The following is a 14,753-nucleotide window of genomic DNA, read 5'->3' as shown; positions in this document are numbered from 1 at the left end:
CTCCAATGACTTTATAAATTCAACTTAGCTTTATTTGTAGCACACTACTTCCCTTTCGTCCAGATTATTCAGAAAAATAGTCAAGAGCGATTCTCTTTCGTTCCTTTAACAAATCGTGTACGGTGCAAAATTGTCGTCTACTTTGTCTACCATTCGACAATATCTCCTAAAGTAAAAAAAGAGAATATCCTATAAAATGGTATATATAGGTAGTCTTGGGAGGAGCGATGATAGCCATCTCATTATTCTGTATAGAGTACCTCAACATCTGGCATCCACTCGATGATCGTTTCAGAGCTACATTTACTCCTGTCATGAAAGGTTGATGTTCATGTTTAAAAAAGCCCTGATCATCCTGACTTTAAGCTCAGTTGTCGCAGTACCAAGTGTAGCCGCACAAGCCCAAGGGGCAGCTCTACCTCTACATGAGAAGGCGCCATCCTCCGCAAAAACAATCATCAAAAATGCCGCATTTGGTCAGGAAGTCTGGGTAATGCTCGGCTCCCCTATTCCAAGCGGTTGGGTCGTAATCAGATCTTCTGGCAATATGAACCTGATTAAGGATGTGAACAATGCTCCTTCTGGTTACGAAGTTTGGGTGATGCTCGGCTCCCCTATGCCTGACGGATGGGTTGTGATCAGAAGTACTGGGACTATGAACCTGATTAAAAATCTGAACAGTGCCTCTTCTAATCAGGAAGTTTGGGTAATGCTTGGCTCCCCTATTCCTGACGGATGGGCTGTGATCAGAAGTTCTGGAAATATGAACCTGATTAAAAATTTGAACAACGTTTCTTCTGGGCAGGAGGTATGGGTGATGCTAGGCTCGCCTATTCCTGACGGATGGATCATTATCAGATCAACGGGAACAATGAACCTGATCAAGCGCCTATAGGCTAATCAGAATCATTGGATAACCGCATCCTCAATAGTTAAGCACATCGCATACATCTCATCCACAAGCTGACGTCGAAACTCAATCGACATCAGCTTTTTTCCTTTTCTCTTTGACCATAGACTGAGGACTCCAACTCCTACTCTTTATGAAAAGGGTAGTTCTTTTTATTCCCCCATTCGTCCTTTTTGATCAAGCCTCCCGATCATTTTCGGTAAAAAACGACTATTGCAATGGCATGAACAAGTAGAAGGTATAGTAAAAACGTTCTATTATTGTAAAAATATTGTAATTTACTTGAAAATACTGGATCTGTATTTTACCATTAGAAAAACAATTTCAAACTACTTAAAAGAGATGGACTAGTAGAAATGGAATTGTTTTTGCAATCAAAAAAATGAGAAGGAGGCCCACAGAGAACTGTACTGGGAAACACGAAAACTCTTGCTTGGAAAGGAGCCTCATGATGTTAGAAAGAATTTTGGGTAAACTTTTATTGCTCACCATGACTCTTGTCACTCTTGTAAATGGATATTTTGTTACGCCGACAAACGCTCAGGATCAATCTGAATATCGCGTGGATTTTAGCGGTGTATCCGCTTCGATCCCTGTCAATATCCGTACCGGACCGACTACTTCTGCTACTATCATCGACAAGCTTCAACCAAATACCCGTGTACAATTTTCAGGTTGGACCCGAGGTACCTCGCTCAATGACTTTTGGACAAATGCCCCTGATAATAGATGGTTCTTCTACGAGAAAAATGGCGTGAAGTACTATGTTGCCTCTGCTTTTATTAACGGAAACCCACCTGCAGCCGATCAAAACAATTCCTTCGTTTCGTATCAGGTAACCATTACGACGAATATCCCTGCACTTAGACAAGCTTATGAAAATGCCATACGAAATTGGAACAACACAGGTATTGTTTCATTAACACCAACACAAAATGCTCCCATTACCTTAGGTGAAGGCTATGCGAGGGGGTATGATGGATTTGGCTGGTGGCAATCGAATGGTTCCAGAGTTACCGGTGGCACCGTCATTCAATGGAACAGAGTGAGCAACAGAAACGCCGCTTATTTAGAAGCTTTGGCTACTCATGAAATTGGACATGTACTACGACTAAATCATAGGTCGGATCACTCGATCATGAATAACTCTTGGTTAACGAGAATCACTGCTCCTACCCAAAACGACATCAATGAGCTTCGAAACATTTATAGTCGATAACTCTATTGCCCACAAAAACAGACGATGCAAGGAACTCTTTTGGCTGTCGAGAAAGTCGACGGCCTTTTTTGATGAACAGCCCCACTCTTGATGATAGACTCCTTTCCTTCTCATTCAACAGCGTATACTATTATAAATATTCCTTACAATTCCCAAAGGAGAATCCCTATGGATAATCAAATTCTCAGTACGCGCCTGACTCTCACTCAAGTGGCATTACCCGATTGGGAGCTGATCCGCTCCATCTATTCCAGCCCGACACTGATGGAGCATATTGGAGCGACCATGAGCGAGGAAGATATCCGTCGTAACTTCGAGAAAGAACTCGCTCCGTGGAGCCTCGAATCCACCCACTGGCTAACCTGGATCATACGTGAAACCGACTCTGGTAACGACGTTGGCTTGATTAGCATCTGCACCCGTAACCGAGAAAATCTCACTGCGGAAGTAGGCTTCATCATACTGGACGGATTCAAAGGCAAGGGCTATGCAACGGAAGCAATCAGACGCGTATTTGATTTCGCTGTGGATACTTTTGGATTCAAAAAATTTACGGCTGTTTGTTCCGAAGAGCATGTGGCTTCCCGACGCGTTTTGGAGAAGGCTGGAATGAAGCTGGATAAAATCGTGCCCGACAGCACTGAAATTGCAGGCACGATGGTGAATGACTGTTTTTATTCGTTGGAGAGATAAGAAAAGGAGTGTCATCTGACAGCCTCCATTCACTGTACAGCGACACTCTATTTTCTCATCACCAGAAAACTACTTCCCCGTTTCCTTATACGTTTTAATACGTGTCCCAATTTCATCTCGAACCCTTTGAAACTCAGACCATTCTTTTCCTGCGGGATCGTCAAATCCCCAATGAACTCGTTTCACATGAGGTGGTGTGGTTGGGCAAACGGAGTCTGCATGGCTACATAGTGTCACGACCAGATCCGCTTTGTGTAGGATATGGGGGTCAATGACGTCAGAAGTTTGTGTAGAAATGTCTATTCCTACTTCTTCCATCGCTCGAACCGCATTTGGATTGACACCATGCGCTTCAATTCCGGCAGAAAACACATTCCACGAGTCACCTAAGTATTTTTTTCCCCATGCTTCCGCCATTTGGCTACGGCAAGAATTCCCTGTGCATAAGAAGTAAATGGTCTTTTTGTTTTCCATGATGTACTCCCCTATCAAGATATTGAGTTGGCAAAATACTTCCGCTTGAACCATAACGCTACGTTTACCAGTGCGATCATCACCGGGACTTCAACAAGAGGACCGATAACAGCTGCAAATGCCGCACCGGAGTGAATTCCAAAGACACCGACTGCCACGGCAATTGCCAACTCAAAGTTATTACTTCCTGCTGTAAACGCAAGAGTCGTTGAAACCGGATAGTTCGCGCCAATTTTCTTCCCCATGAAGAAAGAAATAAAGAACATCAAGATGAAGTAGATAAGAAGCGGAATTGCGATGCGAACGACATCTAATGGCACACTGACGATGCTTTTTCCTTGGATAGAGAACATAACCACGATGGTAAAAAGTAAAGCAATCAATGTCAGCGGACTGATTTTTGGGATAAACACTTTTTCATACCATTGTCTTCCTTTTGCATTTACCAACGTAAATCGCGTCAGCATCCCTGCAAGAAATGGGATACCAAGGTAGATGAACACTGATTTGGCTACTTCGGCCATCGTAATGTCAACGACTGCTCCCTGGATGCCTAGCCACTCTGGAATAATCGTAACAAACACATAGGCATAGACCGAAAAGAAAAGCATCTGAAATACAGAATTGAAAGCCACAAGCCCGGCTGCGTACTCGGTATCGCCTTTCGCTAGGTCATTCCACACAATCACCATAGCAATACAGCGTGCCAAGCCAATCATAATCAGCCCTACCATATATTCTGGCTTATCTGGCAGGAAAACGATGGCCAACACAAACATCAAAACCGGACCGATCACCCAGTTCTGAATGAGGGACAGTAAAAGAACCTTGCGATCTTGAAAGACACGTCCCATCTCTTCGTAACGAACTTTTGCCAAAGGGGGGTACATCATCAAAATTAAACCAATGGCAAGAGGGATGGATGTTGTACCAAGTTGCAAACGATTCAATCCACTTGTGAAAGCTGGAAAGAACGTGCCTACAGTAACTCCGATCACCATGGCAAGGAAGATCCAAAGGGTCAAGTAGCGATCTAAAAAGGATAGTTTTTTCATGAAGCACTCCCTCTATCTTAACAGCAGGATGTAGTCACTACTGTATTTGAAGCTACGCAACACGATGTGGATTCGATTTTATGCACATCGCTGTCAGCCTTGGTGTAAAAAAACTCCCATTCATTCCCGTCTGGATCTGTCACCCAAAATTTATCCTGCACAGCATAACAACATGTCGTATCCAGCTCATCCCGTGCGAAAAAGCCTTCTTTTTCTAGCCTTTCCTTCTGTGAAACGATTTCCTCAGCACTTTCCACTTGGAATCCAAAGTGGTTGACCTGGTTCCCACTAACGGCGTCCCGAACATTTAATGTAAAATTAAGCCCCGGACTTTCTAACAAGAACTTTGCATAATCTGTCTTTACCTTCACAGGTTCTACCCCAAATACCTTTTGATAGAATTCAATTGATTTCTCTAGGCTCGTAACGTTAATCCCAACATGCACATATTTCATTTCATGTACCTCCCTAAAGTTATATTCATCAAAAAAAATTGATGTAAGGTTTAAAAAAATTAGCAGCAGCTACCTTTGCCTGTTTTCCTGAAAATACAACAAAGCTCTTCCGATAACAGGTGATTCACTTCGCTGTCATTTAAATCGTAATAACTCCAGGTACCTTTTGTTTCTTTTATGATCAGGTTCGCATCCAGCAAAATCTTGAGATGATACGATAATTTGGATTGTGGCATGTCAAAAACCTCAGTGAGGTCACATACGCATGTCTTCCCTCTCTGACAAAGCTCATACATAATTTCTAATCGTTTCTGATCGGCAAGAGCCTTGAATTTCTTCTCATATTGCTCCAACTTTTGTTTCATCTCGTTCATCGAAGATAACCTCATTAATCAATTTTTTTTGATGTATTTATTATATGCGCAGATTCTAAGAAGATGCAATCATAAAACTAAAAACCCTTCCTGCCAAAACAGAAAGGGCCTCCTCCAGCCGGTCTGCTACTTAAACCAGCCTTTTTCCTTGGAATGCATAATCGCTTCAATTCGATTGCTCACACCGAGCTTGTCGAGAATGACGGAGATATAATTCCGCACAGTCCCTGTCGTAATGTACAGCTGGCTGGCAATCTCCTTGGTGTTCTTCCCGTCAGCGATCAAGAGCAGGACTTCCTTTTCCCGCACCGTCAGCGGATTCTCCTGGCCGTATGCCTCATCCACCAGCTCAGGCGCATAGATTCGTCTGCCTGCCATGATACTGCGAATCGAGCTGGCCAGCTCTTCGCTCGGGCTGTCCTTGAGCAAGTAGCCGTTAGCACCTGCTTTTAGCGCTCGTTCAAAGTAACCTGGGCGGGCAAAGGTCGTGAGAATCATCACCTTGCAGCCGCTACCTTTCAATTCCTCGGCAGCGTCCAATCCGCTTTTGACTGGCATTTCGATATCCATGATGCAAATGTCGGGTTGATGCTGATGCACGAGTTTGACGGCATCCTCCCCATTACTTGCTCTGCCGACGACCTTCATATCCTCTTCCAAATCGAGCAGGGAAGCAAGGGCTCCTAAAAGCATCCGCTGATCCTCTGCAATGACAATGCGAATCATCCTCCCGCCTCCTGTTCTGGTTGTTTGAAGACATTGGGTACCCGAATCACTAGCTGTGTTCCAGACTCCGAGGACTGGATTTCCATGCTTCCGTTGACGAATTCCAGCCGTTCCTTCATCCCACGCAAACCATTGCCTCTGTAAACCAATTCCTCCGCCATTCCGATCCCATTATCCGTTACGCTTACGACGAGGTCGGTGCGAGTGGGCTCGATGACAATGGAACAGTCCGTGGCATTGCTATGCTTCACAATATTGTTAACCGCTTCTTTCAGGCACATGCACAACACATTTTCCGTCATCAGCGAAGTGTTGGTCAGATTCGTGTCGCCTTGCAGCACGAATTCAATTTCCGCTGCCTTGAAAATTTGCTTGATCCGAAACATCTCATCCTCTAGCCGCGTCCCACGCATTTGCGTGACCATTTCCCGCACTTCTTTTAAAGCGATACGCGCCGTCTGCCTGATTTCCTCCAGCTCCGTTCTCGCCAGAGCAGGATTTTTGTTGATCAGCTTGTTCGCCAAATCGCTTTTCAACCCAATCAAGGAGAGCTTCTGCCCCAACGTATCGTGCAAGTCACGGGCAATGCGCTGGCGTTCCTCGAGCTTGACCAGCTCTGAAATCCGCTTGTTCGCATGCTCCAGCTCTCCCTGCAGCTTCTCTCGCTTATTCCAGTTGTACGTGGTCACGGGCAAGAGAATGACTGCAATCATGCTAACCAAAACAAACGGAAGCTGGCCAATCAATTGAGTGTTTTTGGTGAAAAAGCCGATGTTGACCGATATGGTGGTGCTAATCAAATGTATTGTGTATAGCGTAGCAAAACCGATCTTGTTCTGGATATTCCCGATAAAGAACGCCAGGAAGAGCGAAAAATACACATAGCCGAACATCAAGGTCATGGCGACGGATATGATAATCTGCACACTCGTCCAAAAGTAAATCAGCCAGCCCTTTGACAGGAAAGAGAATACATAGCAAACGAAAAACAGAATGATCATGATGATCCCGATCACTGCTTCGTACGTCGAAGAGGACCGGAAGATGAAATAGAATGGCAGGATGTAGAAAACAACCCACACATAAGGGCTCAAGCCCGTATTTTTTTGAAGAATGTGATACCACTTCTGCTTCTGCATACTTGCCCACCTTTTCTTCGCCACTCTCTCAAGTGTATCGGAATTCAAAGGTTTATGGCAGGCTTATTTTCCTTCCAAACTCGGTTTGGAGCCTTGGAGTGCATCTATGATTGCTTCCGATTGAGCAGCAGCCAGCCGCTTGATGCCTTTGAAGCTCACAAAGCGCTTGTTGCTCTCATCCCATAAATGAAAACGCAGGCACTGCAAGCTGGCCGCCAGTGTAATCGTTGTCGCCATGTGAAGCGGCGGTGTCTCGTTATGTGCTTCTTCCAGGTTGTAGTTCGGTACGCGTGGACTTAAGTGATGGACGTGGTGAAAGCCAATATTGCCTGTGATCCATTGCAAAACCTTCGGCAGCTTGTAGTAGGAGCTTCCTTCTACTGCTGCTTTCACGTAGCTCCACTCTTCATCGTTCTCAAAGTACGAATCCTCATACGTATGCTGCACATAAAACAGCCAAATCCCAAACAAGCCAGAGACGAAAAAGATCGGACCTTGAATCAACAGGAATGCTTGCCAGCCAACCGCCCAGATCAAAAGCGCATAAAGACCGACCAGCAGCACATTCGTCAAATACGTATTCAACCGCTCTTTGCGGCGAGCTCGCTTCACATTAAAACGATACTGAAGCAAAAAGACAAAAATAGGTCCCAAACCAAACATCACGATCGGATTGCGATACAGCCGATAAGCGATTTTATTCCAAGTAGAAGCCTCGAGATATTCATTGACAGTCATCATCCACAAATCACCTACGCCTCGTTTATCGAGGTTGCTACTCGTTGCGTGGTGAATGTTGTGACTGTTTTTCCATTGTTCATAAGGGACAAGGGTCAGCACACCGGTAATCGTACCAACGATGTCATTCGCCAGACGATTTTTGAAAAAGGATTGGTGGCAGCAATCGTGACAAATGATGAAGGTACGGATGACAAAGCCGGCTGCGACAATGACGATAGGCAGCGTGAGCCAATAGGACACAGACAGACTGAGATAAGCTCCGTACCAGAGTAGAATCAGTGGAACTAGCGTATTGATCAGCTGTCGGATACTCTTTTTCATATCTGATTTTTCAAAGGGGGCAACATTCTTTTTCAACTCGGCAATATTGGCTTGATGCATCAATTGTTTCCTCCTCGATCGAAGCGTACAGGGACATGTAAATTCGCCGGACGCAATATTCTATCTTTATTGTAGAAAATAGCGTCTAGCCGCTGTAGTCATAAACGTCAAGTCGAGGACATGACAAATGTCATGGTTGAACAAACGACTGGGAAATTTAGGGTGCGCAAACCAAGCGGAACATCCCATATTATGCCAAGAAAAGACCCCATCCATACTTCGGATGAGGTCTTTGGCTTTGACGTCGTATTCTTCTTACTTCACATCGAGGCGCTTCATGATATCTTCGAGCAGCAGATTCGCTGCCTTGATGCCGCCTGCTTTGTTCCAAACCGTTTCGTCTACTTGGAAAACTTGATTGGTCTTCGCCACATTCAGAGATTTGAAGACTGGGCTTTCCATCCATTTTTTAGCGTTGTTCGCAATGTCTATAGATTCTTTCGTTGGCTCCGTTACCCAGTAGAACAGGATGTCCCCGTCCATAGCGGACATACCTTCTTCGCTGATCATTTCTGCAAAGTTGTTTACGTCCTGGGAAGCTGGACGTGCGAGTCCAAGCTGATCGAGCAGCACACCGCTAAAGGTATCTTTTTGATAGATTTGTACGCCTTTTTTGGAGAATTTCGCTACGGATACTTTAGTAGAAGCTTTAGGACCCAGCTTTGCTTTCGCAGCAGCTACACGGTCGTCGAATTCTTTCAGAACTTGCTCTCCTTCCGCCTTCTTGTTCAGTGCTTCTGCATAGAGCGTGAAGTTGCTTTTCCATCTACCAGACAGCTCTTCAGAGAATACGGTTGGAGCAATTTTGGACAGTTGATCGTAAATCTTTTCATGACGTACTTTGTTTCCGATGATCAAATCAGGGCTCAGGCCTACAATCGCTTCGAGATTGGGCTGGTCTTCGAAGCCCAACACTTCTACACCTGTCATCTCATCTTTAATGTGAGGATACCAAGGATCTTCATCCCAGGACTGTACAGCAGCGATTGGCTTAACGCCAAGTGCAAGCAAGGCTTCGGTACCTTCATTAGTCAAAATAACCACGCGTTCTGGTGTTCCTTTAATTGGAGTGGTGCCCATTGCGTGTTTCACTTCACGTACTTCATTAGAATCGGCTGGTGCTGGAGTAGCCTCAGTCGTCGTTCCCGATGCAGCTGGCGTCTGTTGAGCTTGATTGGCATTGCCTCCGCAACCGGCAAGAACAACCAGCAAGCACAGCGCGAAGAAGCTGGTCATGATGTGGCGCATGGTACGTAAACTGGTCTTACTTTTCATATCGAGAGTGCCCCCACTTCTGCTTATCAACTTAGTGATAACAATTATCAATTGATAGTATATAGAGACTCCTCTTACTTTTCTATGGACATGATTGTCTAATTACCATGGACCAGATTACCCCTGTGTGACCTGGAGAAAATACGCTATGCTCCTTTGAATCGTATGCTCTCTGCCAAAAGGTCCCCATGGGTCCCATTCGTGATTGGCGGGATGGTAGACTTTATTTTCCCGCACCGCACGCAAGTCTCTCCACAGCGGATTGTTCCACAGCGCTGCCACATGCTCCCGCTCACTCCAGAACACGATGATTCGCTCCGGATTCAATTCGATCAGATCGTTGAGCGCATGGGGTTTATACGCTGCATGGGTCACATTCGGATCAGGCGCAAATCCAAGCTTGTGATAAAACAAGTCTGCGAGGGCGTGTCCCTCTACACCATATAGTCGCACCTCATCCGCAAGCACGCGAATCATCGTCCATTCACCCGTGCGTGTAACCGGCAGTAGTGCATCTCTTGCTTGTTTTTCCACTTTGTCGATATGCTTGATAATTTTCTCAGCCTGACTCTCTTTCTTGAAGAGCGTCGCCAATTTGGTTTGGTAATCAATCCAGTTTGGATAACCGTCAAAGGAGATTGTTCCTTTTATTTTCTCCCAATCTCCTGCCTCTCGATTGTGGAAAAAATTCATCCTGACGATCACATCAGGCGACAAAGTCAAAATCTCTTTCGGATCGATCAACTGCTCTGCATTCAGTGCTTTTGTCCCGCGCAGCTTTTGCTGCAAATAAGAAGGAAAGCCCGTCCTCGTTTCAAAGTAGTTCGGGAAGGAGGGGGCAGCAATCGGCTGAATGCCCATCGCAAGAAAATGATCCTGCAAAAACAGCTTGCTGACCACGACTACCCGCTGGTCACTTTGCTTCATATAAATTTGCGGCGACAATCCTTCTCGTTTTTTGAAGAGTCTACTAAAATACAGCTCATCGGCATACCCTACGTTACGAGCCACATCCTTCACACTTCCTGCAGAATGGGCAAGCAGCTCCTTGGCCTGCTCCATCCGCAGCCCAGTCAAATACTCCCCAGGTGTCATTCCCGTCGCACGCTTGAAAGCACGGCAATAAGAGCTGGGGGTCAACCCCGCCAGTTTTGGCAAGCTTCCCAATTCCAGTGACTCGCGGTAATGTTTTTGCATGTAGGCGATGGTCTCCTCAATCGCTCCAATGCCCTTTTCCTCTTTCTTTTTCTGTTCATCATGAACAATACCAAGCAGTTCGTAGAGCAATGCTTGGCTCCGCAAAAAAGAAGAATAGTCCCGCTTCCGTATCAAATGAGAAAGCTCCTCCAATACCGTCAGAAATGAGGCAGGAGTAGAGACAGCCAAAACCTTGGCTTCTTTTCTCTCGGGAGCGCTCTCGTGCTGATCGTGTCTCGCTTCCACGTAATGCAGCCTGTATATGTGCAACGGTCCTGATTGGCACCGTAATTCTTCTATCTTCGTCGTCGGGCGCAACAACAAGAGCTTTCCGGCGTCGAGCACCTGCTTTTGACCATCAACCGTAATCTCTGTACTTCCTTCTGCCACATAGCAAAGGACATGGGTGTTTACCTCCACCTGACGCAGGTGAAAATTTTTCAATCGCTGTTTGCGAAAGGCGGTCATCAAAAAGCCAGGATAATCTTGATTCATCATCAACAGATTCACATCCTTCTATCACCGGAAATAGCAAGAAAAAGTAGACAAGCTGATTGCCAGAATCAGCCTGTTCTACTTTCATCATGTTGGAGATCTTTCTATTTGGCAAGTACCTGCCTATCTATTGTGAGGAACGAGTCGAACGGAACATCAGCAAGAACAGATAGGGCGCGCCTAGCAACGCCACTACGACCCCCGCCGGAATATCTTTCGGGATCATGACGATCCTTCCTAGCAAATCAGAAGCAGCCAGCAATACAGCTCCAAGCATGGCGGAAACGACAACTGCTCGACGATGATGAGGTCCAACCAGCATACGTGCTGCATGCGGAGCGAGGAGGCCGATAAACCCTACGGCCCCGACACTGGCAACTGCCGCTGAAGCGAGCAGCACTGCAATGACTGCCACAGACAACCGCGTCATCCGGACCTTTAACCCCAATCCAGTCGAGCTCTCGTCGTTAAATGACAAGAGGTCCACCCGACGTCCTAACCACCACGCAATCGGTGCTAAAACGAGGATCGTAGGCAACAGACGGCCTACTTCCATCCATCCCCGCCCGTATGTACTTCCTGCCAGCCAAGTGAGTGCAGGCGCTGCCAAGATCATAGAATGTACGATCAAGATATTGATAAGGGCGGCACCTGCGGCAGAAACCGCAATACCTACTAGCGTCAAGATGATTGGATTGAGTCCCCTTCTCCAAGAAACCGCGTACACAATCGCAGCAGAGATGATTCCCCCTGCAACGGCCCCAAGCGGCATCCAAGCCGAGAGTTGAGGAAACACGAGGAGCACGACAATCGCGCCTACACCCGCACCGCTCGTGACACCGACAATCTGCGGATCAGCCAGCGGATTACGTACTGCACTCTGCATGAGACTTCCGCTGATCGCGAGTGCCACACCTGCCAACATCGCTGTCAACAGTCGCGGCATCCGAAGCTCATACACCAATTGACTGTACATCTCGTTTCCTTGTCCCATGAAAATGGCGATGATCTCTGTCCACGGAAGGTACAAGTTTCCGCTAGATAAGCTGAGCATCCAAACGACCACAAGCAGCACAGTAAGCATACACACAATCAACGGATACGAAACTTTGCGTTGTGCTCCTCCGACGCTCATCGAGCCTCCAGTTCCAGCACTCATACTGCGCGAGACACGCAAAGCAAGCCAGATCAACCATGGTCCACCAATAGCTGCCGTGATGGCTCCTGCTGGAAGTTCACCATAATGATTGATGAACATACGTGCAATCGTATCGGAAGCTACAAGCAGCGCTGCCCCCCAGATGGCACATAGCGGCAGCAGCCATCTATGCTGCGTGATACCTGACAATCGCACCAGATGCGGAGCCACGAGTCCGATGAATCCGATTGGCCCGACCACACTGACACTAACACACGTAACCAAGATCGCAATAAACATGGTGAAAAGCCGTGTTTTTGCCACCTTTTGCCCCAATGACTTCGCCGTTTCTTCATGAAGGGTAAGTACATCGAGCTGCCTGGCCATGAACAAGCTGACCAAAATCCCAGCTACAATCCAAGGCCAACTGAATTCTACACCCGACCAGTCATTTTGCTTCAAGGAGCCTGAGCCCCAGAGGAAAATGCCATTTGTCGTCTCTTCATTAAACAAGATGATGGCACTCGTCAAGGAGGAGTACACCAAGGTGACAATCATCCCGGACAATGCCACACGCACTGGCGTACCTTTGCGCCCGCCAGACATGAAGTATACGGTAACGGCTGCGAGTATTCCGCCCAGCATCGCAAATGGAAGCGGGTGTTCATGCAAGAATGATGGCAAAAACACCATCCCGAACACTACGAAGAAATAGGCACCTGCATTTACGCCAAGTGTCGTTTCCGAAGCGAGCGGGTTTCGTGTTACCGTCTGCATCAATGCTCCGGCAATAGCCAATGCTGCACCAGACAAAAGCCCCATGACCGTTCTCGGAAGCCTGACACCTTGTATCATATGGTGATCGGAAATGTCTTGCGGATCAATAATGGCCTGTACAACAGAACGCAGAGAAATGTCTGCCATCCCCTGTGTCAAACTGACAAATGTAAGCACTAATAGAGCGACAAGTCCACTCCCTACCATCAAGAACAATCTCCAGCCCCCTCTTTGTGAGGAAGTGGCTGGAGTGATGTCAGTTCGTGTGAACATTTTATTTTTGGCTAAACTCATTATTTTGCCAACAGATCTACAACTTTATTCGCAAGAATCTTTGCAGACATGGTACCACCATACGGCCACAAATCTCCGCCCAGGGCGTAGACGCGATTCTCTTTTACAAAAGTAAGACCGTTCCAAACCGGGTTGTTCTTCAATTGATTCTCAATCACGTTGTCATCAGCTTGAATGATATGGAGGAAATTCGCATCCTGCAACGCTGGAAGTGCCTCTACATCTGCCAATGTCATTCCTGTCTGTTCAAATTTCTTAGGCTTATACTTATTTGTCAGACCAATGTTAATCAAGATACTTGCTGCTGTAGAGTTATCCGTAGACAAACGGAATTCTACCGCATTTTGACTGCTGTAGCCCATCGCGAGGACAAATGGAACTTTATCTGCACCAGCTTTCGTCAGTTTATCTTTTGCTTCTGCATAAGTCTTGTCGAGGTCTTTCAAAGCAACTTCGGCTTCTGCATTTTTACCCGTGATATCGGCAATTTGCTTGAAAATCTCGATCATTCGATCATACTGTGATCCCTGACCTTCAGCAGGATTCGTATCAAAAGCAATCGTTGGAGCAATTTTGCTCATTTCGTCGTAATTGGCTTCTACATTTCGTTTAATACCGATAATCAAATCTGGCTTCAACATCATGATCGATTCCAGGTTTGGTGAAGTACGACTCCCTACATCCACTACTTCTGGAGCAATCTCCACAGGGAGCTTCACCCATTTTTTCATATTGGGAATATCTGCAATCCCTACAGGCTGAATACCTAGGGCCAACAAATGCTCTGCTGAGCTCCATTCCAATGCAACGATACGCTTAGGAGTGCCTTTGATAGTCGCCTCTCCCATCATGTGTTTCACTGTGCGCACTTGCACTTCAGCCGGCTTCGCCGCGTCAGGTTGAGCTGTAGCAGCTTGGTTGGAACCAGATTGTGCAGTTGACCCAGCATTGCCGCAAGCAGCGAGCAGCAGCATCGCAGACAAAAATACAAGCATCACTGGTAGTTTCATAAGACGCATGGAAAATTTCCCCCTTACTTTTCTAGTTGTTGCTTCGAATGAGAAAGGATCATGGACATGATTTCCAATCAACCATTGATTATGATAATGATTATCATTATCTTTGTCAACTGTGGGATGTGTTCAAAGTCTTAGGCTCGCATGATCATTCGTTAACGGGTCTGTAGCCAGACGGTCCCATGCTGTACCTTTTTTGTATTTCGATCAGATCTCGTGGCGAAATACTCGCGCAGCTTTTTTCGTCAGGCCCTATCAGGTATATTTTGATTGGTGGAGCCGCTGTGTTAGCCGTAGCCGAAACCGGGGTCGAGAATACTTCATATGGTAGTGATAGAACGTAAAGGGGCTATCTAGAAAGTCAGTCTAAGCCGACTTTCTAGATAGCCTTACT

14 protein-coding genes are annotated in these 14,753 nt (G+C 46.3%); 3 read left to right on the top strand and 11 right to left on the bottom strand.

The window, feature by feature from the left end; translation table 11 throughout:
* Positions 1-331 precede the first annotated feature (331 nt).
* From HP398_RS11985 to HP398_RS11975, 3 genes are all read left to right on the top strand, one after another.
* Positions 332-895 (top strand): hypothetical protein, encoded by a 564-nt coding sequence (locus HP398_RS11985; protein ID WP_173622681.1) that lies wholly within the window; start codon positions 332-334, stop codon positions 893-895.
* 481 nt (positions 896-1,376) lie between these two features.
* Positions 1,377-2,129, top strand: coding sequence for a matrixin family metalloprotease (locus tag HP398_RS11980; RefSeq protein ID WP_254476053.1), 753 nt, complete (start codon positions 1,377-1,379; stop codon positions 2,127-2,129).
* 168 nt (positions 2,130-2,297) lie between these two features.
* On the top strand, positions 2,298-2,822 hold the full coding sequence (locus HP398_RS11975) for a GNAT family N-acetyltransferase (RefSeq protein WP_017249917.1): 525 nt from the start codon (positions 2,298-2,300) through the stop codon (positions 2,820-2,822).
* A 69-nt stretch (positions 2,823-2,891) separates the two neighbouring features.
* Here the strand turns inward: HP398_RS11975 and arsC are convergent, their stop codons facing one another.
* The 11 genes from arsC to HP398_RS11920 all read right to left on the bottom strand — a co-directional run bounded on the left by arsC (position 2,892) and on the right by HP398_RS11920 (position 14,362).
* Positions 2,892-3,296, bottom strand: a complete 405-nt coding sequence (arsC, locus tag HP398_RS11970) for an arsenate reductase (thioredoxin) (RefSeq protein WP_017249916.1) — start codon at positions 3,294-3,296, stop codon at positions 2,892-2,894.
* Between the two features lie 14 nt (positions 3,297-3,310).
* Positions 3,311-4,351, bottom strand: a complete 1,041-nt coding sequence (arsB, locus tag HP398_RS11965) for an ACR3 family arsenite efflux transporter (RefSeq protein ID WP_017249915.1) — start codon at positions 4,349-4,351, stop codon at positions 3,311-3,313.
* A 17-nt stretch (positions 4,352-4,368) separates the two neighbouring features.
* Positions 4,369-4,806, bottom strand: coding sequence for an ArsI/CadI family heavy metal resistance metalloenzyme (locus HP398_RS11960; RefSeq protein ID WP_017249914.1), 438 nt, complete (start codon positions 4,804-4,806; stop codon positions 4,369-4,371).
* Between the two features lie 59 nt (positions 4,807-4,865).
* A complete protein-coding gene (arsR, locus tag HP398_RS11955) occupies positions 4,866-5,171 on the bottom strand; it encodes an arsenical resistance operon transcriptional regulator ArsR (RefSeq protein WP_026043195.1) in 306 nt (101 codons plus the stop codon).
* Positions 5,172-5,306: 135 nt separating this feature from the next.
* On the bottom strand, positions 5,307-5,906 hold the full coding sequence (locus HP398_RS11950; RefSeq protein WP_017249912.1) for a response regulator transcription factor: 600 nt from the start codon (positions 5,904-5,906) through the stop codon (positions 5,307-5,309).
* The gene (locus tag HP398_RS11945; RefSeq protein WP_035291416.1) at positions 5,903-7,045 is read right to left on the bottom strand and encodes a sensor histidine kinase; all 1,143 of its coding nucleotides are present in this window, start codon (positions 7,043-7,045) and stop codon (positions 5,903-5,905) included. The genes HP398_RS11950 and HP398_RS11945 overlap by 4 nt, the downstream gene beginning before the upstream one ends.
* 63 nt (positions 7,046-7,108) lie before the next feature.
* The gene (desA, locus tag HP398_RS11940; RefSeq protein ID WP_017249910.1) at positions 7,109-8,167 is read right to left on the bottom strand and encodes a Delta(5) desaturase DesA; all 1,059 of its coding nucleotides are present in this window, start codon (positions 8,165-8,167) and stop codon (positions 7,109-7,111) included.
* Between the two features lie 255 nt (positions 8,168-8,422).
* Complete coding sequence (locus tag HP398_RS11935) at positions 8,423-9,442, bottom strand: ABC transporter substrate-binding protein (protein ID WP_017249909.1); 1,020 nt, start codon at positions 9,440-9,442, stop codon at positions 8,423-8,425.
* 117 nt (positions 9,443-9,559) lie between these two features.
* On the bottom strand, positions 9,560-11,137 hold the full coding sequence (locus HP398_RS11930) for an AraC family transcriptional regulator (protein ID WP_173622814.1): 1,578 nt from the start codon (positions 11,135-11,137) through the stop codon (positions 9,560-9,562).
* 124 nt (positions 11,138-11,261) lie between these two features.
* Entirely contained in the window at positions 11,262-13,322 is a 2,061-nt protein-coding gene (gene fhuB, locus HP398_RS11925; RefSeq protein ID WP_173622679.1) for a Fe(3+)-hydroxamate ABC transporter permease FhuB, read from the bottom strand.
* Positions 13,323-13,342: 20 nt separating this feature from the next.
* Entirely contained in the window at positions 13,343-14,362 is a 1,020-nt protein-coding gene (locus HP398_RS11920; RefSeq protein WP_173622678.1) for an ABC transporter substrate-binding protein, read from the bottom strand.
* Positions 14,363-14,753 lie beyond the last annotated feature (391 nt).

The organism is Brevibacillus sp. HB1.4B, assembly GCF_013284285.1.
In the GTDB taxonomy this organism is placed as follows: domain Bacteria; phylum Bacillota; class Bacilli; order Brevibacillales; family Brevibacillaceae; genus Brevibacillus; species Brevibacillus porteri.
Note: the sequence above shows the minus strand (reverse complement) of the source record. Positions and strands in the feature narration are given on the sequence as shown.